General features: G+C 64.6%; 19 protein-coding genes. 9 read left to right on the top strand and 10 right to left on the bottom strand.

Annotation, left to right across the window (positions count from 1 at the left end; genetic code table 11):
• Positions 1 to 6: 6 nt before the first annotated feature.
• A complete protein-coding gene (locus tag ABD017_RS07900) occupies positions 7 to 879 on the bottom strand; it encodes an aldo/keto reductase family oxidoreductase (RefSeq protein ID WP_343881872.1) in 873 nt (290 codons plus the stop codon).
• Between ABD017_RS07900 and ABD017_RS07895 the strand changes: the two genes are divergently transcribed.
• Positions 878 to 1,108 (top strand): hypothetical protein, encoded by a 231-nt coding sequence (locus ABD017_RS07895; RefSeq protein WP_343881870.1) that lies wholly within the window; start codon positions 878 to 880, stop codon positions 1,106 to 1,108. The two genes, ABD017_RS07900 and ABD017_RS07895, sit on opposite strands and share 2 nt — an antisense overlap.
• A 92-nt stretch (positions 1,109 to 1,200) precedes the next feature.
• Positions 1,201 to 2,079, top strand: coding sequence for a LysR family transcriptional regulator (locus ABD017_RS07890; protein WP_343882225.1), 879 nt, complete (start codon positions 1,201 to 1,203; stop codon positions 2,077 to 2,079).
• A 54-nt stretch (positions 2,080 to 2,133) separates the two neighbouring features.
• Here ABD017_RS07890 and ABD017_RS07885 read toward each other — a convergent pair whose 3' ends face one another.
• From ABD017_RS07885 to araD1, 3 genes are all read right to left on the bottom strand, one after another.
• The gene (locus ABD017_RS07885) at positions 2,134 to 3,282 is read right to left on the bottom strand and encodes an aldose epimerase family protein (protein ID WP_343881868.1); all 1,149 of its coding nucleotides are present in this window, start codon (positions 3,280 to 3,282) and stop codon (positions 2,134 to 2,136) included.
• Between the two features lie 66 nt (positions 3,283 to 3,348).
• Positions 3,349 to 4,779 (bottom strand): sugar porter family MFS transporter, encoded by a 1,431-nt coding sequence (locus ABD017_RS07880; RefSeq protein WP_343881866.1) that lies wholly within the window; start codon positions 4,777 to 4,779, stop codon positions 3,349 to 3,351.
• A 213-nt stretch (positions 4,780 to 4,992) separates the two neighbouring features.
• Positions 4,993 to 6,000 carry an AraD1 family protein gene (araD1, locus tag ABD017_RS07875; RefSeq protein WP_343881864.1) on the bottom strand — a complete coding sequence of 336 codons (1,008 nt, stop codon included), beginning with the start codon at positions 5,998 to 6,000 and terminating at the stop codon, positions 4,993 to 4,995.
• 178 nt (positions 6,001 to 6,178) lie between these two features.
• On the opposite strand from araD1, the gene ABD017_RS07870 reads away from it, so the two are divergent.
• The gene (locus tag ABD017_RS07870) at positions 6,179 to 7,135 is read left to right on the top strand and encodes a LysR family transcriptional regulator (protein ID WP_343881862.1); all 957 of its coding nucleotides are present in this window, start codon (positions 6,179 to 6,181) and stop codon (positions 7,133 to 7,135) included.
• A 9-nt stretch (positions 7,136 to 7,144) separates the two neighbouring features.
• Here the strand turns inward: ABD017_RS07870 and ABD017_RS07865 are convergent, their stop codons facing one another.
• Positions 7,145 to 7,954 carry an SDR family NAD(P)-dependent oxidoreductase gene (locus ABD017_RS07865; RefSeq protein WP_343881859.1) on the bottom strand — a complete coding sequence of 270 codons (810 nt, stop codon included), beginning with the start codon at positions 7,952 to 7,954 and terminating at the stop codon, positions 7,145 to 7,147.
• A gap of 218 nt (positions 7,955 to 8,172) precedes the next feature.
• Here ABD017_RS07865 and ABD017_RS07860 point away from each other — a divergent pair, with 218 nt between their 5' ends.
• A complete protein-coding gene (locus ABD017_RS07860; RefSeq protein WP_343881857.1) occupies positions 8,173 to 9,900 on the top strand; it encodes an IlvD/Edd family dehydratase in 1,728 nt (575 codons plus the stop codon).
• Between the two features lie 63 nt (positions 9,901 to 9,963).
• On the opposite strand, the gene speD is transcribed toward ABD017_RS07860, so the two are convergent.
• A complete protein-coding gene (speD, locus tag ABD017_RS07855) occupies positions 9,964 to 10,749 on the bottom strand; it encodes an adenosylmethionine decarboxylase (protein WP_056084842.1) in 786 nt (261 codons plus the stop codon).
• Between the two features lie 282 nt (positions 10,750 to 11,031).
• Between speD and crp the strand changes: the two genes are divergently transcribed.
• On the top strand, positions 11,032 to 11,727 hold the full coding sequence (gene crp / locus ABD017_RS07850) for a cAMP-activated global transcriptional regulator CRP (protein WP_343881854.1): 696 nt from the start codon (positions 11,032 to 11,034) through the stop codon (positions 11,725 to 11,727).
• Positions 11,728 to 11,832: 105 nt separating this feature from the next.
• Here crp and ABD017_RS07845 read toward each other — a convergent pair whose 3' ends face one another.
• From ABD017_RS07845 to ABD017_RS07830, 4 genes are read right to left on the bottom strand one after another with little or no spacing between them, the layout of a single operon-like run.
• On the bottom strand, positions 11,833 to 12,528 hold the full coding sequence (locus ABD017_RS07845; RefSeq protein WP_343881852.1) for an HAD family hydrolase: 696 nt from the start codon (positions 12,526 to 12,528) through the stop codon (positions 11,833 to 11,835).
• 5 nt (positions 12,529 to 12,533) lie between these two features.
• Positions 12,534 to 13,328 carry an indole-3-glycerol phosphate synthase TrpC gene (gene trpC / locus ABD017_RS07840; RefSeq protein WP_343881850.1) on the bottom strand — a complete coding sequence of 265 codons (795 nt, stop codon included), beginning with the start codon at positions 13,326 to 13,328 and terminating at the stop codon, positions 12,534 to 12,536.
• Between the two features lie 28 nt (positions 13,329 to 13,356).
• On the bottom strand, positions 13,357 to 14,400 hold the full coding sequence (trpD, locus tag ABD017_RS07835; protein WP_425543698.1) for an anthranilate phosphoribosyltransferase: 1,044 nt from the start codon (positions 14,398 to 14,400) through the stop codon (positions 13,357 to 13,359).
• Positions 14,401 to 14,417: 17 nt separating this feature from the next.
• The gene (locus ABD017_RS07830) at positions 14,418 to 15,014 is read right to left on the bottom strand and encodes an anthranilate synthase component II (RefSeq protein WP_343881846.1); all 597 of its coding nucleotides are present in this window, start codon (positions 15,012 to 15,014) and stop codon (positions 14,418 to 14,420) included.
• A gap of 356 nt (positions 15,015 to 15,370) precedes the next feature.
• Here ABD017_RS07830 and ABD017_RS07825 point away from each other — a divergent pair, with 356 nt between their 5' ends.
• The 4 genes from ABD017_RS07825 (at position 15,371) to ABD017_RS07815 (ending at position 18,696) form a co-directional block, all read left to right on the top strand.
• The gene (locus ABD017_RS07825; protein WP_343881844.1) at positions 15,371 to 16,309 is read left to right on the top strand and encodes a hypothetical protein; all 939 of its coding nucleotides are present in this window, start codon (positions 15,371 to 15,373) and stop codon (positions 16,307 to 16,309) included.
• A 296-nt stretch (positions 16,310 to 16,605) separates the two neighbouring features.
• On the top strand, positions 16,606 to 16,947 hold the full coding sequence (locus ABD017_RS16770; RefSeq protein WP_425543683.1) for an AlpA family phage regulatory protein: 342 nt from the start codon (positions 16,606 to 16,608) through the stop codon (positions 16,945 to 16,947).
• Positions 16,940 to 17,248 carry a hypothetical protein gene (locus ABD017_RS07820; protein WP_343881842.1) on the top strand — a complete coding sequence of 103 codons (309 nt, stop codon included), beginning with the start codon at positions 16,940 to 16,942 and terminating at the stop codon, positions 17,246 to 17,248. The genes ABD017_RS16770 and ABD017_RS07820 overlap by 8 nt, the downstream gene beginning before the upstream one ends.
• Positions 17,245 to 18,696, top strand: coding sequence for a YfjI family protein (locus ABD017_RS07815; protein ID WP_343881840.1), 1,452 nt, complete (start codon positions 17,245 to 17,247; stop codon positions 18,694 to 18,696). The genes ABD017_RS07820 and ABD017_RS07815 overlap by 4 nt, the downstream gene beginning before the upstream one ends.
• Positions 18,697 to 18,879 lie beyond the last annotated feature (183 nt).

Raw genomic sequence — 18,879 nt, 5'->3', positions numbered from 1 at the left:
GAGCCCTCAGGCGGCCTTCGCCACGCTGTCCAGTTCGCGCCGCACGTCCTGCGGCAACACCAGCTCCGCCGCCGCCAGGTTCTCATGCAGATGATCGACCGACGACGTGCCGGGGATCAGCAGGATGTTCGGCGAGCGCGCCAGCAACCACGCCAGCGCCACCTGCATCGGGGTGGCATCGAGGCGCGCGGCCACGGCCGACAAGGTCGAGGATTGCAGCGGCGTGAACCCGCCCAGCGGGAAGAACGGCACGTAGGCGATGCCGTCGCGGGCCAGCTCGTCGATCAACGCGTCGTCGTCGCGCTGCGCGAGGTTGTAGAGATTCTGCACGCAGACGATCTCGCAGATGCCGCAGCCTTCGGCGATCTGGCTGGGCGTGACATTGCTCAGGCCGATCTGGCGCACCAGGCCCTGGCGCTGCAGGTCGGCCAGCACCGCGAGCGGCTCGGCGATCGAGCCTTCGGCAGGCCCATGCGCGCTGAACATGGCCCGCAGGTTCACCACGTCCAATGCCTCCAGCCCCAGGTGGCGCAGGTTGTCGTGCACGGCGGCGGTCAGCTCCTGACGCGAGAACGCCGGCAACCAGCCGCCCTTGTCGTCGCGGCGCGCGCCGATCTTGGTGACGATCAGCAGATTGTCGCGATACGGATGCAGCGCTCCGCGGATCAGCCGGTTGGTGACGTGCGGACCGTAGAAATCGCTGGTGTCGATATGGTCGATGCCGCTCTCGATCGCCGCGCGCAACACCGCCAGCGCCGCGTCGCGATCCCGCGGCGGCCCGAACACGCCGGGGCCCGCCAACTGCATCGCGCCGTAGCCCAGTCGATGGACGCGGCGATCGCCGAGCGGGAACGTGCCGGATTTCGTGATGGGGGACATGAGCTATCTCCTGTCAGGGGGAACCAATGATGGTCTGAACAATCGTCATCCCAGCGAAAACTGGAGGAGCTTTTCAACAGACGAATGTCTGGTCATCCAGCGCCTCAGCAACCTCTCGAAGACACTGGATTCCAGCTTGGCCGGCCCTTCGGCCGTTGAGGAGCGCCTCGCTGGAATGACGAGCAAAGGCGTGTTCAAACTTTCTCCAAGCGTAGGGCCTGCCGGATAGCGCGATAAGCGGTGACAATCCGCACGACTTGTGCCGTTTTCCGCACAATGGCGACCCCAGCGGAGAGTGCGATGAAACCCAACCTGGCCGATCTGAACGCGTTCGTGACCGTGGCCGGCGCGGGAGGCTTCCGCGAAGGGGCGCGCCTCAGCGGCGGCAGCGCGTCGGTGCTCAGCGAGGCGGTGCGCCGACTCGAATCGCAGCTCGGCGTGCGCCTGCTCCATCGCACCACCCGCAGCGTGGCACCCACCGAAGCCGGCCAGGGTTTGCTGGAACGGCTGCGCCCGGCCCTGGCCGAGGTGGAGGGCGCGCTGGATGTGGTCAACCGTTTTCGCGAGCGCCCCGCCGGCACCTTGCGGCTCAACGTGCCGATGAGTGCCTCGCGCCTGGTATTGCCGGCGATCGTGCCGCCGTTCCTGGCCGCCTATCCCGACATCCGCCTGGAAGTGATCACCGACGAAAGCTTCGTCGACGTGCTGGCCGCCGGTTGCGACGCGGGCATCCGCTACGACGAACGGCTGGAGCAGGACATGATCGCGGTGCCGATCGGGCCGCGCGTGCAGCGCTTCGCCACGGCCGCGTCGCCGGCGTACCTGGACCTTCACGGCCGCCCACAGCATCCGCGCGACCTGCTTGCCCATGCCTGCCTGCGCGGTCGCTTCGCCAGCGGCAACATGCCCGCCTGGGAGTTCGAGAAGGACGGCGAAACCGTGCTGGTGGAACCGACCGGGCCGCTGGTGGTGCGCATGGGCGGCGCCTCCGACCTGGCCGTCGACGCGGCGGTCGCCGGCTGCGGCATCGTGGCCATGTTCGAGGACTGGATCCGCCCGCAACTGGACAGCGGTGCGCTGGAAGCGGTGCTGGAACCGTGGTGGCCGTCGTTCCCCGGCCCCTTTCTGTATTATCCCGGCCGGCGGCTGGTACCGGCACCGTTGCGCGCCTTCATCGATTTCATCAAGGCGAACGCCTGACAGGAAAAGCCCCGCTTGCGCGGGGTCTTCGTCACAACCTGCAAACCGCCCGTATTACTTGCCGACCTTGTCGGTCGAGAAACGATAGACCATGCGGTTTTCGTACACCTGCCCCGGCCGCAGCACGGCCGAGCCGAACTCGGGATGGTTGGGCGTGTCCGGGAAGAATTGCGGCTCCAGCACGAAGGCATCGCCCTGGCGATAGGTGTGGCCGGATTTGCCCACCGTGGTGCCGTCGAGGAAGTTGCCGGAATAGAACTGCAGGCCCGGCTGGTCGGAATACAGGCGCAGCACGCGGCCGCTGTCGGGCGACTCCACCTGCGCCACCAGTCGCGGCCTGGCGCTCTTCGCGCGGCTGATCACCCAGTTCATGTCGTAGCCCTTGCCGGTCATCAGCTGGGCCGAGCGGCCATCGCGGATGTCCTTGCCGATCGCCTTGGCCTGGCGAAAATCGTAGGGCGTGCCGGCCACGGCAAGGAAGGCGCCGGCGGGGATCAGCGTGTCGTCCACCGGCGTGATCTCGTCGGCCGGGATCGTCAGCCTCTGGTCCATCACCGTGCCCGAACCTTCGCCGTCGAGGTTCCAGTAGGTGTGGTTGGAGAGGTTGACGATGGTCGTCTTGTCGGTGGTGGCGCGGTGGTCGATGGTCAGCTGGTTGTCCTCGCTCAGCGAGTACGTGACCGTGACCGTCAAGCGGCCGGGGTAGCCCTGGTCGCCATCGGGGCTGACGTCGCTGAAGGTGACGCTGGCCGTCGGACCCTGGGCGACGGCGGTGATCTTCCACAACCGCGTATCGAGGCCTTCGGTGCCGCCGTGCAGGGAATTGGGACCGTCGTTGAGGGTGAGCTGGTGGCGCACGCCGTCAAGCGTGAACTGGCCCTTGTCGATGCGGTTGGCAAAGCGGCCCACGGTGGCGCCAAAGAACTGACGTTTGGACAGATAGCCGTCCATCGTGTTGTAGCCCAGCGCCACGTCCGCCACGTGGCCATCGCGATCAGGCGTGAGCAGCGACTGCACCCGCGCGCCGTACGAGATCACCGTGACGCTGGTGCCGTGTCCGTTCTGCAGCTTGACCGCCTCGACCGTGCGGCCGTCGGGCATCGCGCCGAAATTCGAGCGCGTGGCGGACGTGGCCAGCGCCGCGCCGGGAAGCAGCAGCGCGCAGGCCAGGCTCAGCATCAGGTGACGATGGGGATTCTTCACGGACCAACTCCTCGCAGTGGGGATGCCATGGGCGCCCCGCCAGCCGACCGGCGGCGGGGCGCGGCGTCAGATGCCGATGTCGCGCAGGCGTACACCGGCCATCAGCTTGCGTTCGATGTTCTCCAGGGTCACGCCCTTGGTCTCCGGCAGCAGCCGCCAGACCAGGCCGATGAACAGGAAGTTGAGCACCGCGTAGAGGGCGAAGGTCTGCCCGCTGCCCAGCGCCGTCAGCAGCGACAGGAAGGTGGCGCCGACCACGAAGTTGCTCACCCAGTTGGTCACCGTCGAGCAGGACACGCCGAAGTCGCGACCGTTCAGCGGCTGGATTTCCGAGCACAGGATCCACACCACCGGCGCGGCGGACATGGCGTAGGCGATCACGAACGCCACCAGCAGGGCGATGGCGACGCCGGCCGAATGCCCGTGCCCCAGCCCCACATGGAACAGTGCCGCCATGCCCAGCATGCACAGCCCCATGACCGAGTAGCCGATATACAGCAGCGGCTTGCGGCCCAGCCGATCGACCTGGTGGATGGCGATGAAGGTGGCCAGCACCATCAACGCGCCGATGGCGACCGTGCCCCACATGCGGTTGGCGCCGGTGGCGATGCCGGCCAGCCCCAGGATCTTGGGCGCGTAGTACAGGATCACGTTGGCGCCGGTGAACTGCTGCATGAACTGCAGCAGCATGCCCAGGTAGGTCGAGCGGCGGAAATTCGGATTCGTGCGGAACAGCCGGAAACCGTTGCCCTCCACCTGCAGGCTCACGCGGATGGCCGCCATTTCCGCTTCGGCGACGACCGGATCGTTTTCCCTCAGCCGCAGCAGCACGGCGCGCGCCTCGTCATCGCGCTTCTTGGACATCAGCCAGCGCGGACTGGTGGGCAGGAAGAACATCGTCACCACCAGGATCGCCGCCAGCGGCGCCATCGACCCCAGCATCATGCGCCAGTTGCCGGAGTAGCTCAGCCCCGCACCGATCAGGTAGGCGAGCAGGATGCCGATCATGATCGACAACTGGTAACAGGCGATCAGCGCGCCGCGGTTGCGTTCGGGCGACATCTCCGACAGGTAGATGGGGGCGATGTAGGAGGAGATGCCCACGGCGACGCCGAGCAGGCCGCGCATCACGATCAGCGTGGTCGTCGACATCGCCACGGCGCAACCCACCGCACCCACCACGAACACCAGGCCGCTGATCAGCAGCGTGACCCGGCGGCCAAAGCGATGCGACAGCCAGCCACCGCCGATCGCACCGACGGCCGCGCCGGCCATCATCGCGCTGACGATCATTTCCTGGACCAGGTCGGAGGCGTGGAACGCCTCGGCGATCAGCGGCAATGCGCCGGAGATGACGCCGATGTCCATGCCGAACAACAGGCCGGCAAGCGCGGCGATGGGGCCAACGATGTAGATGATGGGCAGCGGCTTTCTATGCTGACCGGCGGGCACGTCGAGTGGTGTCATGGCGCTTGCCTCGCTGTCGGATTGATACATGGTCTTCCCCTTCCCCACCGATTGGGTGTTGCTGTCGATACCGATGTCGCCCGCCCCCGCGGGATGCACGCGCAACGCCGATCCATCGACCTCTGGCCACCGCGCCGGTCGCCCTTGTCCTGTGCTGCAGGAGATGCCGCGTCGCGTCCGTGTCGCCGCCGTTCTTTCGCCGCCCTGCCACCCCGGCACGGCCCGGCCATGACGCTCCAGCGTCTACAGTGGCCGCACGCCACCGATCGAAAAATCCTCGTCCACCACCTGCAGCGTGTTGCGCAGCGGCGCGCCCATCGCAGGCAGGTCGATCTCGAACTCGTCGCCCGGCTCCACGCGGACGCCGTCGGCGAAACTCAGGGTGGCCGTGCCCATGAAATGCAGGTGGACGTCGCCCGCACGACGGTGGGCGGCGTACTTGAAGTGATGGTATTCAAGATTGGCCAGCGTGTGGCACATGTTTGCCTCGCCGGTGACGAAGGGCTTTTCCCAGATAACCTTGCCCTGGCGGCGGATGCGGCTCTGCCCGCGCAGGTCGTCGGGGAGCTCGCCCGTCCACAGCTCCGGGCCCACCGCGCACTGGCGCAATTTCGAGTGGGCCAGATACAGGTAGTTCTGCCGTTCGGTGACGTGGTCGGAAAATTCGTTGCCGAGCGCGAAACCCAGGCGCCGCGGCGTACCCGCGTCGTCGACCAGGTAGATGCCGACCAGCTCCGGCTCCTCGCCGCCGTCCAGCGCGAACCCGGGCGACGACAACGGCGCGCCCGCACCCACCACGATGTGGCCGTTGCCCTTGTAGAACCACTCCGGCTGCACGCCGGGGCGACCGCCGGTCGGGCGTCCGCCTTCCAGGCCCCAGCGGAAGATGCGCATCGAGTCGGTGAGCGTTTCCTCCTCCACCTGCGCCTTGGCTTGCTGATGCATGGCGTCGCGGGTGGCGGCGCTGCCGGTGTGGGTAAGGCCGGTGCCGGTCACCAGGCAGTGCGCCGGGTCGGGATGCTGCAGCGGCGGCAGCACGCGGCCGTTGGCAAGCAGTTCGGCGTAGTCGAACGCCTCCTCGCGCGGCCGCGCGCCGACCAGGGCGGCCAGCGACTGGCCCGAGGCCAGCGCCTCCTGCGCCAGGGCATACATGGTCTGGGCACCGGCCAACGCCTGCACGGTGGCGCCACTGGCATCGACCACGCCCACCCGTTGCGTCCGGACATCGTCGATGAACTGGATCAATCGCATACGCACATCATCCCGACAGCTTGAGAACGCGCCCGGCCACGCCGGGCAGCGGGAGCCAAACCTGACACGGCCGCTCCCGATCATTGCCCATTCTGCCGGGGCCATGTATACACAACAAATATGGCTTTTAAGTCATCTGATACGTAAAAACATATCTTTGCGCGCCGGAGCGCCCATCGTGTCCCAGGAAAAACCGTGGTTTCTGCGCGCGCGACTGAAGACGCGGCAATTGATGCTGCTGGTCGCCATCGACGAGCAGGGCAATATCCACCGGGCGGCGGAGTCGCTGGACGTGTCGCAACCGGCGGCGTCGAAATTGCTGAAAGATCTGGAAGACCTGATGGAGGTGCCGCTGTTCGAGCGCATGCCGCGCGGCATGCGGGCCACCTTGTACGGCGAGGTGATGATCCGCCATGCGCGCATCGCGCTGGCCAGCCTCGAGGAGGCCGGCGCCGAGATCGAGTCGCTGAAGGAAGGCTACGCCGGCACCGTGCGCGTGGGCGCCATCCAGGGGCCGGCGGTCACGCTGATCCCCGAGGCCATCAAGCGCGCGGTGCAGGAGCGGCCGCTGCTGCGCGTCTCGATGCTGGTGGAGAGCAGCGACGTGCTGATGGAGCGTCTGGCGCAACGCAAGCTGGACATCCTCGTCGCCCGGCTTTTTGCCCGCCACGACAAGAGCCAGCTGCACTACCAGGCGCTGGCCGAGGAGAACATCTGCGCCATCGTGCGCCCCGACCACCCGCTGCTTGCGCTGCAGGAACCGTCCCTGGCCGACATGGCGCATTACGGCTGGATCGTGCCGCCGCCCGGCAGCGTGCTGCGGCACCGGTTCGAGCTGCTGTTCCACAATGCGGGGCTGGCCTTGCCCGAGCGGCTGATCGAATCGACGGCGCTGGTGTTCGTGCTCAACATGCTGCGGCGCACGGATTACATCAGCGTGATCCCCACCGACGCGGCCGAGTACTACGTCGCGCACGGCATCGTATCGCAGGTGCCGGTGGAGCTGGCCTGCAAGATGGACGACTTCGGCATCATCACGCGCAAGGACTGGCTGCTGTCGCCGGCGGCCGAGTGCATGCTGAAGGCGCTGAAACAGGCCGCCGGCGACGTCTACGGGCTGCCGCGACTCGATTGACGGCGGCGCTCAGGTCCAGCCCGCGTCGACCACGAACTCCTGCGCCGTGCAGGCGCGCGAGGCGTCCGAGGCCAGGAACAGCGCCATCGCCGCGATGTCCTCGGGCATCACCTTGTCGGGGAGGCACTGGTTCTTCATCAGCTCCTTCTCGCTCTCGGCATCCAGCCACTGGGTGATCTGGCGTTCGGTCATCACCCAGCCGGGGCTGAGCACGTTGATGCGAATGCGATGCTCGCCCAGCGCCTTGGCCATGCCGCGCATCATGCCGTTCATCGACGACTTGGCGGTGGCATAGCAGGGATAGCCCGCATTCTTGGTCTGCCAGCCGGTCGAGCCCAGGTTGATGATGGAGCCGTGCCCCAGCTGACGCATGCCCGGCACCACCGACTGGATCGCGAAGAAGGCCGCGCGCTGGTTGACGCCGATGCGCTGGTCCCAGTAGTCGGGCGTGACCTCGTCGAGCGTGTGGCGGTCGTCGCTGGCCACGTTGTTCACCAACACGTCGAAGGTGCCCAACGCCTGCGCCGCGTCGGCGATCGAGAGCTGCAGCGACGGCACGTCGGTCACGTCGCAACGCCGCCACCAAGGCACGGAGCCGGGATACCGGGCGCGCAACCGCTCGACCAGGGCCTCGCTCGCCTCGCCGTTGATGTCGACAAACGCCACCTTGGCACCCTGGCGCACGAAGGCCTCCACCAGTGCCGCCCCGATGCCGCTGCCGCCGCCGGTAATGAAGACCCGCCGCGATCGCAGGTCCGGATAAAGCGCGTCGCCAGGGGACGAGCCGCTGTCATGCGGCTGAGCGGATGATGCCTGCATGGTAAGAACTCCACCGTTCTCTCGATACGATTATGTGTATCAATATTGCTGCAAATATTATTTTATTTGTATCAATATGCCCTGTAGTCTGCCGCCTGTAAAGGAAGGCCCGAACAAGCCCTTGCTCGTCATTCCGGCGAAAGACGGCGTGTTCAGGCTTTCCAAAGCCGGTTTTCACCGGTACGCAAGCGGATCCCAGCAAAGGACATCGTTCAGCCATGACTTCACCGAAAGACACGAAAAGACGCAGCCAATCCTGGTTCGGCCACGAGGGCAAGAGCGGCTTTCTCTACCGAAGCTGGCTGAAGAACCAGGGCTACCCCAGCGACCTTTTCGATGGCCGCCCGGTGATCGGCATCTGCAATACCTGGTCGGAACTGACGCCGTGCAACGGGCATTTCCGCGAGCTGGCCGAGTACGTCAAGCGCGGCGTCTACGAGGCCGGTGGCTTCCCGCTGGAATTCCCGGTGATGTCGCTGGGCGAGACGCAGATGCGCCCCACCGCGATGCTGTTCCGCAACCTGGCCAGCATGGACGTCGAGGAATCCATTCGCGCCAATCCGATCGACGGCGTGGTGCTGCTGATGGGCTGCGACAAGACCACGCCATCGCTGATGATGGGTGCGGCCAGTTGCGACCTGCCCACCATCGGCGTCTCCGGCGGCCCCATGCTGAGCGGCCGCTGGCGCGGGCAGAAGATCGGCTCGGGCACCGGCGTGTGGAAGATGTCGGAAATGGTGCGCGCCGGTGAAATGGACCAGGAGGATTTCGTCGAGGCCGAGTCCTGCATGCACCGCTCCAAAGGCGGCACCTGCATGACGATGGGTACGGCGTCCACGATGGCCAACATGGTCGAGGCACTGGGCATGTCGCTGCCCGAGAACGCCGCCATTCCCGCCGTGGATTCGCGCCGCTACCGCCTCGCCCAGCTCAGCGGACGGCGCATCGTGCAGATGGTGCACGAGGACATGCGCATGTCGAAGATCATGACGCGCCAGGCGTTCGAGAACGCCATCTGCGCCAATGCGGCCATCGGCGGCTCGACCAACGCGGTGATCCACCTGCTGGCCATGGCCGGGCGCCTGGGCGTGCCGCTGACACTGAAGGACTGGGACGAGCTGGGCTCGAAGCTGCCCTGCCTGGTCAACCTGCAGCCCTCCGGCGAGCACCTGATGGAGGACTACTACTACGCCGGCGGTCTGCCGGCGGTGCTGCGCGAAATCGCGCCGCACCTGCATCTCGATGCGTTGACCGTGAACGGCAGGACGCTGGGCGAGAACGTGAAGTCCGCACCGTGCTGGAACCGCGACGTCATCATGACCGCCGCCGAACCGTTCAAGCCCGAGGCCGGCATTGCCGTGCTGCATGGCAACCTGGCGCCCGATGGCGCGGTGATCAAGCCGTCGGCGGCCTCCACGCACCTGCTGCAGCATCGCGGCCGCGCGGTGGTGTTCGAGAACATCGAGGACCTGAACGCGCGCATCGACGACGACGCGCTGGACATCGACGAGCACTGCGTGATGGTGCTGAAGAACTGCGGCCCGCGCGGCTACCCGGGCATGGCCGAAGTGGGCAACATGCCGCTGCCGCCCAAGCTGCTCAAGCGCGGCATCACCGACATGGTGCGCATCTCCGACGGCCGCATGAGCGGCACCGCCTACGGCACCGTGGTGCTGCACACCTCGCCCGAGGCCGCCGCCGGCGGCCCGCTGGCGCTGGTGCAGAACGGCGACATGATCGAGCTGGACGTGGCGGCGCGGCGCATCCACCTCGACGTCAGCGACGAGGAGCTGGCGCGGCGGCGCGCGCTGTGGAAAGCACCGGAGGCGCCCAAACGCGGCTGGTACAAGCTCTACGTGGACCACGTGCAGCAGGCCAACCTCGGCGCCGACCTTGACATCCTGGTCGGCGGCAGCGGCAGCGAGGTGCCGCGCGATTCGCACTGAACCTGCCTGACGCCGAGCGCGACCACGTCGCAGAAAAAACCCGCCTTTCGGCGGGTTTTTTCGTCACATCAGGTTGCGGCCGTGGAACAGTTCCTCGATCTCGCGGCTCACCAGCGACTCGATCCGCTGGCGCTCCTTGAACGACAGGTCGTCGGCGTGCGACTCGAACAGGTAGGTGTCCAGGTCGAAGTCCTTGATGTGCATCTTCGTGTGGAACATGTTTTCCTGGTACACGTTGACGTCGAACATCTCGTATTTCTGGCGGATGTGCTTGGCCAGGTAGTCCTGCACCGAGTTGATCTTGTGATCGATGAAGTGCTTCTTGCCCTTCACGTCGCGGGTGAAGCCGCGCACGCGGTAGTCGCACACCACGATGTCCGATTCGAAGCTGTCGATCAGGTAGTTCAGCGCCTTCAGCGGCGAGATCACGCCGCAGGTGGCCACGTCGATGTCGGCGCGGAAGGTGGCGATGCCGTTGTGCGGGTGCGTTTCCGGATAGGTGTGGACGGTGATGTGGCTCTTGTCCATGTGCGCCACCACGGCGCCGGCGATCGAGTCGCGGCCCAGCTTCTCCACCACCGGCTCCTCGGAGATCAGCATCGTCACCGAGGCGCCCTGCGGGTCGTAATCCTGGCGCGCGATGTTGAGGATGTTGGCGCCGATGATCTCGGCCACGTCGGTGAGGATCTGGGTGAGGCGGTCGGCGTCGTATTGCTCGTCGATATACTCGATGTAGCGGCCGCGCTGCTCCTCCGACACCGCGTAGCAGATGTCGTAGATGTTGAAGCTCAACGCCTTGGTCAGGTTGTTGAAACCCTGCAGGCGCAGACGGGGAAGGGGTTTGACCACGGGCGGCTCTCCATGACCGAAAGGTTCGGTCAGCTGTAGAGGCGGGTTAGCGACAAGGGTCCCCGCTGAATCGTATTGAAGCGCAGGCGGTAACCTGACGCGACCCTCGCGATCGGCAGGCACGGGCTCGGCGCCGCCGAAAGACCGCGAAGTATGGGGCAAAAGGCGGTAAAACAGAACCTCCGCAACGCGGCCGGGTTTGCCATAATGGTTCGCCGGTGGCAGGAAGCGACAAAACGGCACCGCGGCAGGCGCGTGAACGACAAATAGGGGGATACCGAATTGGCCCAGCTCAAATACCTGCTCCAGCAAGCCTTCGAAAGCTCGCAGACTCCCGCCGGCTTCGCCCCCGATCCCGCCTCGATGGAACGCTTCCTGGCGTTGTGCCATCGGCGGCGCTACCCGGGCAAGACGGCGATCATCCGTCCCGGCGATCCGGCCAACACCTTGTACTACGTCATCGACGGCTCGCTGGCCGTGTGCACGGAAGACGAGCAAGGCCGCGAGCTGATCCTGGCCTACATCAACCGCGGCCAGTTCATCGGCGAGATGGGCCTGTTCGTGGCGCAGGCGGCGCGCGAATCGGTGGTGCGCACGCGCACGCCGTGCGAGATGGCCGAGGTCAGCTACGAGCGGCTGTTCCAGTTGATGGAAGGCCCGCTGCGCGAGGAATGCCCCAAGATCCTCTGCGCGATCGGCTCGCAGCTCACCCACCGGCTGCTGCGCACCTCGCGCCAGGTGAGCCGGATGGCCTTCATGGACGTCAACAACCGCATCTCGCGCACGCTGCTGGACCTGTGCCAGGAGCCGGACGCGATGACCCACCCCGACGGCACCCAGATCCGCATCTCGCGCCAGGAAGTCAGCCGCATCGTGGGTTGCTCGCGCGAGATGGTCGGGCGCGTGCTGAAGCAGTTGGAAGAACAGCGCATGATCGACGTGTCCGGCAAGACCATCGTGGTGCGTGGCACGCGCTGAAGCCGTGCCGACCGGCACCGGCTTGGAAGTAGGAGCGCACCCTGTGCGCGATGCTTTTCTGCCGGGAATCGAAAACCGCAAAAGCATCGCGCACAGGGTGCGCTCCTACCACCACTCCACCCGCGTCACGGCGCGGCCCAGCGCCTTTTCCACCTTCTTGCACAAGCGCGGCGTGCCGTTGACCAGTACGGCTTCGCCCGCCGGTTTCAGCATCGGCGCGTCCTGCAGCGAATCGCTGTAGGCCAGCTGCCACGCGGTGACGCCGTATTGCGCCAGCGACTGCACCTTGCGCGCGCCCACGTTGTGGCGTCGAAGGCGCATGCCGATCCAGCTGGGGCGCAGTTGCGAGGCGACGATTTCAATACCAGTCAGGCCAAGCTGGGCCAGCATGCTGCTGACCAGGTGATGCTCGCAGCCGGTGACCACGATGACGCGGTCACCCGCGGCCTGATGCTGGCGCAGCGCGCGAATGCCGTCGCGGCAGAACTGGCGCGGCCGGCGCACCAGCAGCCCGGCGAACGCCTCGGCCCGGCGCTGGTACGTGTGCTCGCTCATGCCCAGCAAGGCGATCCGCGCCAGCAGGCGTAGCGGCCAGTTGCGCGAAAACGGCAGCAGCAGGATCAGCCCCGGCGCCGAAAGCAGCGCCATCAGCTTGCAGCCCAGCGAACGGGCATAGCGTTCGCGCGCGAACAGCGCGAAGGCATCGCCGTGCATCAGCACGCCATCGAAATCGAACAGCACCACGCGCGCGGCGGCAGAGTCCGGCGGCAGCGCCGGAGGGGGCGTTTCATCGGGGGACATGGCGATCAGGCGGTGGCGAACAACCGCTGCAGTTCGCTGCCCGGGTTCTCCGCCCGCATGAAGGCCTCGCCAACGAGGAAGGCCTGCACGCCGCCCTCGCGCAAACGCGCCACGTCTTCAGGCGTGTGGATGCCCGACTCGGCCACCATGATGCGGTCGTATTCCATCAGGGCCTGCAGCGACAGCGTGGTTTCCAGCGAGGTCTCGAAGGTGCGCAGGTTGCGGTTGTTGACGCCGATCAGCGGCACTGGCAGCGCCAGCGCACGCTCCAGTTCCTCCTCGTCGTGCACCTCGCACAGCACGTCCAGGTCTAGCTCGGACGCCAGCAGCGAAAGCTCCAGCAGTGCGTCGTCTTCCAGCGCGGACACGATCAGCAGGATGCAGTCGGCACCGATCGCGCGGGCTTCGTGCACCTGGTAGGGATCGATGATGAAATCCTTGCGCAGCAGCGGCAGCGAGCAACTGGCGCGCGCCTGCTGCAGGAAGGCCTCGCTGCCCTGGAAGAAATCCTTGTCGGTCAGCACGGACAGGCAGGCGGCACCGGCGGCTTCGTAGCTGCGCGCGATGGCGGCCGGATCGAAATCGGCCCGGATCACGCCCTTGCTGGGGCTGGCCTTCTTCACCTCCGCGATCACCGCCGGCAGCCCGGCGTCGATCTTCGCCTCCATCGCCGCGGCGAACCCGCGGGTGGGCGGCAGGTCCGCGATGCGCGCCGTCAGCTCCGCCACGGACAGCTGGGCGCTGCGCTCGGCGATCTCCTCCTGCTTGCGGGCAAGTATCCGGTTGAGGATGTCGGTCATGGCGTGCTCGCTATGGGGGTAGGCGCCGCTAAGCCAAACCGGCAAGGCGGCGGGTCGTGGCGATGAACGCGTCCATTTTCGCACGGGCGGCGCCGCTGGCAATCGCCGCCCTGGCGCGTTCGATGCCGGCGTCGATGCCGTCGGTGACGCCGGCGGCATACAGCGCTGCGCCGGCGTTGAGGCAGACGATGTCGTGCGGCACGCCCGGCTGGCCTTGCAGCGCATCCCGCAGCATGACCTTCGATTCGCCGACGTCCTCCACCCGCAGGTTGCGGCTGGAGGCCATCGCCAGGCCGAAATCCTCCGGCTCAACCTCGTATTCGCGCACCACGCCATCGCGCAGCTCGCCGACCATGGTGGCCGCGCCCAGCGAAATCTCGTCCATGCCGTCGCGACCCCACACCACCAGCGCCCGCTGCGCGCCCAGCGCCTGCAGCACGCGGATCTGGATGCCGACCAGGTCGGGATGGAATACGCCCATCAGGATGTTCGGCGCGCCGGCCGGATTGGTCAGCGGGCCCAGGATGTTGAACAGCGTGCGCACGCCCATTTCCTTGCGCACCGGCGCCACGATCTTCATCGCCGGATGATGGTTGGGCGCGAACATGAAGCCAATGCCGGTCTCGGCCATGCACTGGGCCACCTGCGCCGGCGCCAGATCGATCACCGCGCCCAGCGCTTCCAGCACGTCGGCGCTGCCCGACTTCGACGACACGCTGCGCCCGCCGTGCTTGGCCACGCGCGCGCCCGCGGCCGCCGCCACGAACATCGAGGCGGTGGAGATGTTGAAGCTGGACGCGCCATCGCCGCCGGTACCCACGATGTCCAGCAGGTGGCGATCGTCGGTGCCCGCCAGCGGCACCTTCAGCGACAGCTCGCGCATCACGCGCGCCGCGCCGGTGATCTCGCCGATGGTTTCCTTCTTCACCCGCAAGCCGGTGATGATCGCCGCCGTCATCAGCGCGCTCACCTCGCCGCGCATGATCTGGCGCATCAGCGAGATCATCTCGTCGTGGAAGATCTCGCGGTGCTCGATCGTGCGCTGCAGCGCCTCGCGTGGCGTGATCGCCATGTCCTCGGCCGGCATGCTCATGCGGCGAGCTTCAGCGGCAGGCCGAGGAAATTGCGCAACAGGTCGTGGCCATGCTGGGTCAGGATCGACTCGGGGTGGAACTGCACGCCCTCGATCGGCAAGGCCTTGTGGCGCAGGCCCATGATCTCGTCGATCGAGCCATCCGCGTTTTCCGTCCATGCGGTGACGTCCAGGCAGTCGGGCAGCGACGACTGCTCGACCACCAGCGAGTGGTAGCGCGTGGCCTCGAACGGATCGGGCAAGCCCGCGAACACGCCCTGACCGCGATGGCGCACCGGCGAAATCTTGCCGTGCATGATCTCTTTGGCGCGAATCACCTTGCCGCCGAACGCCTGCCCGATCGCCTGATGCCCCAGGCACACGCCGAACACCGGGATCTCGCCGGCCAGGCCGCGCAGCAGATCCAGCGTCACCCCGGCATCGTCCGGCGTGCCCGGCCCCGGCGAGATCATGATGTGCTCGGGCCGCAACGCACGGATGCCGGCCACGTCCAGCGCATCGTTGCGCACCACCTTCACCTCCTGCCCCAGCTCGCCCAGGTACTGCACGAGGTTGTAGGTGAAGCTGTCGTAGTTGTCGATCATCAGAAGCATGAGACATGTATCCAATTGATTTTTATAGCCACAAGAAAGAAGCGTGGCTTTTGATACCCACCTAGGTACCCGCGTATTCTTCTGATGCCCTACTTCACTGCTAAGCAACAGACGCGTTGCATTTTCGCACGTGCAGGGACCTCGTTGGACTGCATCGAACGTCACACCGATCAGCATCAGGTGCCCTGTTGCGCATGCACTCTCAGGCTGGCCGTGTTGTTAAGAAGCACTCTTACACGCCGCGTCACCCACGTCACTCGGCTGGAGCGGATCGGCGTACCCTGAGGCATAGACCAAGCTGCCACCTGTATCGGCAATACTCCAAACAAGAAAGACACCCTTCGGAAACTCGGATTATGTCTAGCAGCAAGACTGGCAAATCAGTCGAGAACGCACTCGTGACGGGAGAGCCGACCACCCGGTTTTTTTACGAGTTTCACGGAGAGCGCACTGTCGACCCCCTACTCCTCGTCAACAACGGCATTGATCTTTGGCAGGAGCAAGTTGATCGAGCGACAGATGTTGATAACTGGAACCTTTGGGATTTTGCTGAATCCCTTTTGGAAGACCGCAGAGAAACTCCTGTATATTCGTGGACCGAATGGCTGCGCTACCACATCATTACTGGCGACATCTATCCCGATAACTGGGCCCCATCCAAGCCCTACCCATACAAAGGCCTCTTGGTCTCCGCCATTTACTTCCAAGAGGCGCGCCGACTGTGCCTAGAGGGCAATAGAGATCGAGCTTGGCATCTTTTGCCGATCGCCTACTATTACCTCGGCATGAACACAACCGCTTCCGTGAAGCAGAATGCTTCTAGGGCAGCTCGGCTACTGCACTCTCGACGCAGCGAAAAGTTAAGAGCTCTCGTCCTAGGCGCCCTTGAACTCATTGAACGGCGAGGCTCAGCCCGTAGCATCAAAGAAGCAAAAGATGAAGTTTATAACCTTATAGAGAAGAAGAAGGGAAGCGTAAAAGAATGGCTTGACGAATTCGACGCCTCGATTCCGGAAAAAACCAAGGGACGGACTCAAGATAACTTTAAAAACGACGTAATGGTTCGTTTGAGAAATTTGCTAGACACTTGGTCCATGCCAAGCGGTCCTTACCCGGATATTTCGGAAGCTTTTTCAAAGTTCAGCAAGAAAAGGCGCGCGCCAAAAGGCAGCGCGAGAAGAAACAGGGTTAATGGTGAAGAAATTAAGTCAGTTGAAAAGAGATACTTTTTGAGGATCGTGAATATCCTCGATGACGATGAAGCCCTCATAGTGAAGTTTCTTTTGCAGGACTGAAGATCTCCGAGGTTACGGAATACCGCACCTTCGAAGCTGCCCTTAGGCAGCAAACGGTAAACCGACGAGTGCAAGGAGGAATTGGCAACTCTCCTTGGAGTTGGAAAAGCGCCGCTGCCCACTGGGCTCTGGTCACCCGTAGGCTCCGGAGGGTTCAAACACCTCTCCATGCCCTGTCGGCTGCAGGCGAGCATCTGTACACATCACCCCGTCAGCATGCAGACGGTGATTCAAGATCGAGCGTGCATGGATAGTTTTGTTGACGCTGCAGGCCGCAGCGCAAACAAAGCAATCCGATGAACGTGCACAAACATACCCTCAACAAAGCACCGCAGTTCAGCGCAGATGCGCACAACTGCACGAACCCCCTCGCGGACTTCCGCCCGCCGCTTACTGAGATGGAATTGCATCGCGCGATCCGTCTCCCTGAAGTGCTTCGCATGACCGGCATGAGCCGCAGCGCGTGGTACGCACTGCTGAATCCGCGCCTCCCCACTTATGACCATTGCGCCCCCAGCCGTTCAAGTTGGGGAACAGCACCCGCTCGCCCTCCGCGTGGTGGGCGTGGGAAGTGCTCGCCTATCTGCAGTCGAAGTCCGATGCCCGCCGTGGGCACTAAGGAGAACCATAATGATTGATACCTATCACCCCCTCGATGCTCGCGCGGCACAGGATCTTGAGACCCAGGCTAGCGAAATTGCCTCGGCTCTTCGTGTGCTCCAGCCGAAAGCCCAGCATCGCAAAGGTCAGCTGTTCGCTCTGCTCTACCCCGTGATCGTCGAGCTGCTTGAGAAGAGCGTCACCCAGAAAGCGATTCTCAAGGTTCTTGAAGCCAAAGGTCTTAAATTGCACCCGACTCGCTTCAATGAACTAATGGCGTCTGCGAACAAGGCCCATTCTAAAGCCGGCACGGAGACGAACGAGGAGGGCGAAGCATGAACCGCCCCAGCTTCAAAATCTTTCCGGAGAACGCCTTTTACAGCAGCGTGAGTAAGGCCTTCCACGAAGTCTGTACGAACCTGCAGGCACCAGCGGGTCTCATCGCCGGGGCATTTCTGACCGCCCTCTCGATCTGCGCGGAAAGTGATGTTGACGTCCTGCACCCCTCCGGTCAGATCAGCCCCTCGTCACTCTACATTGGAACCATCGCGGACTCTGGCGAACGTAAGACTGCCACTGACAAAATCGTGCTCGCGGTGATCTACGCGCGCGATGTGAAGGCAGCAACCGAACACAAGCGCGCAGTCAGTGCTTACCGTGCGGATGTGCGCTACTGGACGGCGAAAGATGCAGCGCTTCAGCGAAAGCTGGTGAAGGCAATCAGCAAGGGGGACGACACCGATGAACTCCGCCTTGAACTGAAGGAGCATGCCGAAGCGGAGCCGCCTCCCCCTCAGCGCCAGCGGCTCGTATATCAGAGCATCACCGAGCGCCCGCTGATGGAGGCGATTCAGGGCGATAGCAGGTGCATCGCTATCCTGAGCGATGAGGGCAGCATCGTGTTGAAGGGCGGCGCCACCAACAAGATCGCAGCGCTCAATAAGGCCTGGGATGGCCCCAGCTTGCTGACGTTCGATCGCGCTGACGACAGCATTGAAGCACGTGACCCCCGTGTAACGGTCAGCTTTATGATCCAGGAAAAGCTGTTCGAGGACTTCATGCAGAAACGTGGCGGCGCGGTGCGCGAATCCGGCTTCCTCGCCCGCTTCTTGGTCTGCTGGCCTGCGTCGACTCAGGGCTTCCGCTTTATGTCGCTCGATGAGCCCGTGTGGGACCACCTCAAAGCGTTTCACAAGCGTATGGATGATCTCCTCGAAGCAACCGCCAGCCGCCGAGAGGCCGGCGACACCACCCGGACGCTACTGTCCTTTTCCCCCGAAGCGAAGGAACTGTGGGTAACTGTTCAGAATGCCATCGAGCCGAAGTTGCAACAGGGCGGGGAATTTCAGAGCGTTCGCGACTTCGCGTCAAAGTCAATGGAGATCGCCGGGCGCCTGGCGGCTTGCATGCACCACTTCGAGGGCGTTGCGGGCAACACCATCAGCATGGAGAGCCTGCAGCGCGCACTGAGCCTGCTCCAGTACTACTTCAGCGAATATGTCGACCTGTTCGGAAGCAAGGCAGATCTCCCTCTGGAACAGCGCGATGCACGATCGTTACTCTCATATCTGCACTCTCGCTATTGGCGGAACGGATTGTACGCCGCCCTCCGCAGCGAGGTTCGCAAGTGCGGCCCTGTACGTCACCAAGGGCGCTTCGACCGGGCAATTCAGGCCCTTACCTGGGGTGGGTCAATTGGGGTGGCCACGGACCAGGCTCACTCGCGCAAGGGCAAACTCTGGATCCACCTCAACCCCCACGTTTTTGCTAACATGGGACACGCTTAGCCGAGCCAAGCGAGACTGCGCCGAGCCGCCCGACTGGGCGGCTCTCTCGTTCCAGTCCATGCACCGGCAGCGTTTATGCCCCGTTAGGGGCAAGATCGCACGGTGCGCACGAGCCCGAGGCCTGCCGGGCAAAAAGTCCGAACATGCGTGACGGGCCCTGTGGGCGCAATCGTCGCCAGCTAA

This window comes from Rhodanobacter caeni, assembly GCF_039523575.1.
Classification (GTDB): domain Bacteria; phylum Pseudomonadota; class Gammaproteobacteria; order Xanthomonadales; family Rhodanobacteraceae; genus Rhodanobacter; species Rhodanobacter caeni.
The sequence above is the reverse complement of the archived record's forward strand: the minus strand, read 5'-3'. Positions and strand labels throughout refer to the sequence as shown.

What these genes read in the sequence shown, in the direction of transcription:
- trpC (WP_343881850.1), bottom strand. Translation starts at nt 13,328, where the DNA reads ATGACCGACATCCTCAACCGGATACTTGCCCGCAAGCAGGAGGAGATC.
- araD1 (WP_343881864.1), bottom strand. Translation starts at nt 6,000, where the DNA reads ATGCGATTGATCCAGTTCATCGACGATGTCCGGACGCAACGGGTGGGC.
- ABD017_RS07865 (WP_343881859.1), bottom strand. Translation starts at nt 7,954, where the DNA reads ATGCAGGCATCATCCGCTCAGCCGCATGACAGCGGCTCGTCCCCTGGC.
- ABD017_RS07860 (WP_343881857.1), top strand. Translation starts at nt 8,173, where the DNA reads ATGACTTCACCGAAAGACACGAAAAGACGCAGCCAATCCTGGTTCGGC.
- ABD017_RS07820 (WP_343881842.1), top strand. Translation starts at nt 16,940, where the DNA reads ATGATTGATACCTATCACCCCCTCGATGCTCGCGCGGCACAGGATCTT.
- ABD017_RS07815 (WP_343881840.1), top strand. Translation starts at nt 17,245, where the DNA reads ATGAACCGCCCCAGCTTCAAAATCTTTCCGGAGAACGCCTTTTACAGC.
- ABD017_RS16770 (WP_425543683.1), top strand. Translation starts at nt 16,606, where the DNA reads ATGAACGTGCACAAACATACCCTCAACAAAGCACCGCAGTTCAGCGCA.
- ABD017_RS07900 (WP_343881872.1), bottom strand. Translation starts at nt 879, where the DNA reads ATGTCCCCCATCACGAAATCCGGCACGTTCCCGCTCGGCGATCGCCGC.
- ABD017_RS07895 (WP_343881870.1), top strand. Translation starts at nt 878, where the DNA reads ATGAGCTATCTCCTGTCAGGGGGAACCAATGATGGTCTGAACAATCGT.
- trpD (WP_425543698.1), bottom strand. Translation starts at nt 14,400, where the DNA reads ATGGCGATCACGCCACGCGAGGCGCTGCAGCGCACGATCGAGCACCGC.
- ABD017_RS07830 (WP_343881846.1), bottom strand. Translation starts at nt 15,014, where the DNA reads ATGCTTCTGATGATCGACAACTACGACAGCTTCACCTACAACCTCGTG.
- ABD017_RS07825 (WP_343881844.1), top strand. Translation starts at nt 15,371, where the DNA reads ATGTCTAGCAGCAAGACTGGCAAATCAGTCGAGAACGCACTCGTGACG.
- ABD017_RS07880 (WP_343881866.1), bottom strand. Translation starts at nt 4,779, where the DNA reads ATGTATCAATCCGACAGCGAGGCAAGCGCCATGACACCACTCGACGTG.
- ABD017_RS07845 (WP_343881852.1), bottom strand. Translation starts at nt 12,528, where the DNA reads ATGTCCCCCGATGAAACGCCCCCTCCGGCGCTGCCGCCGGACTCTGCC.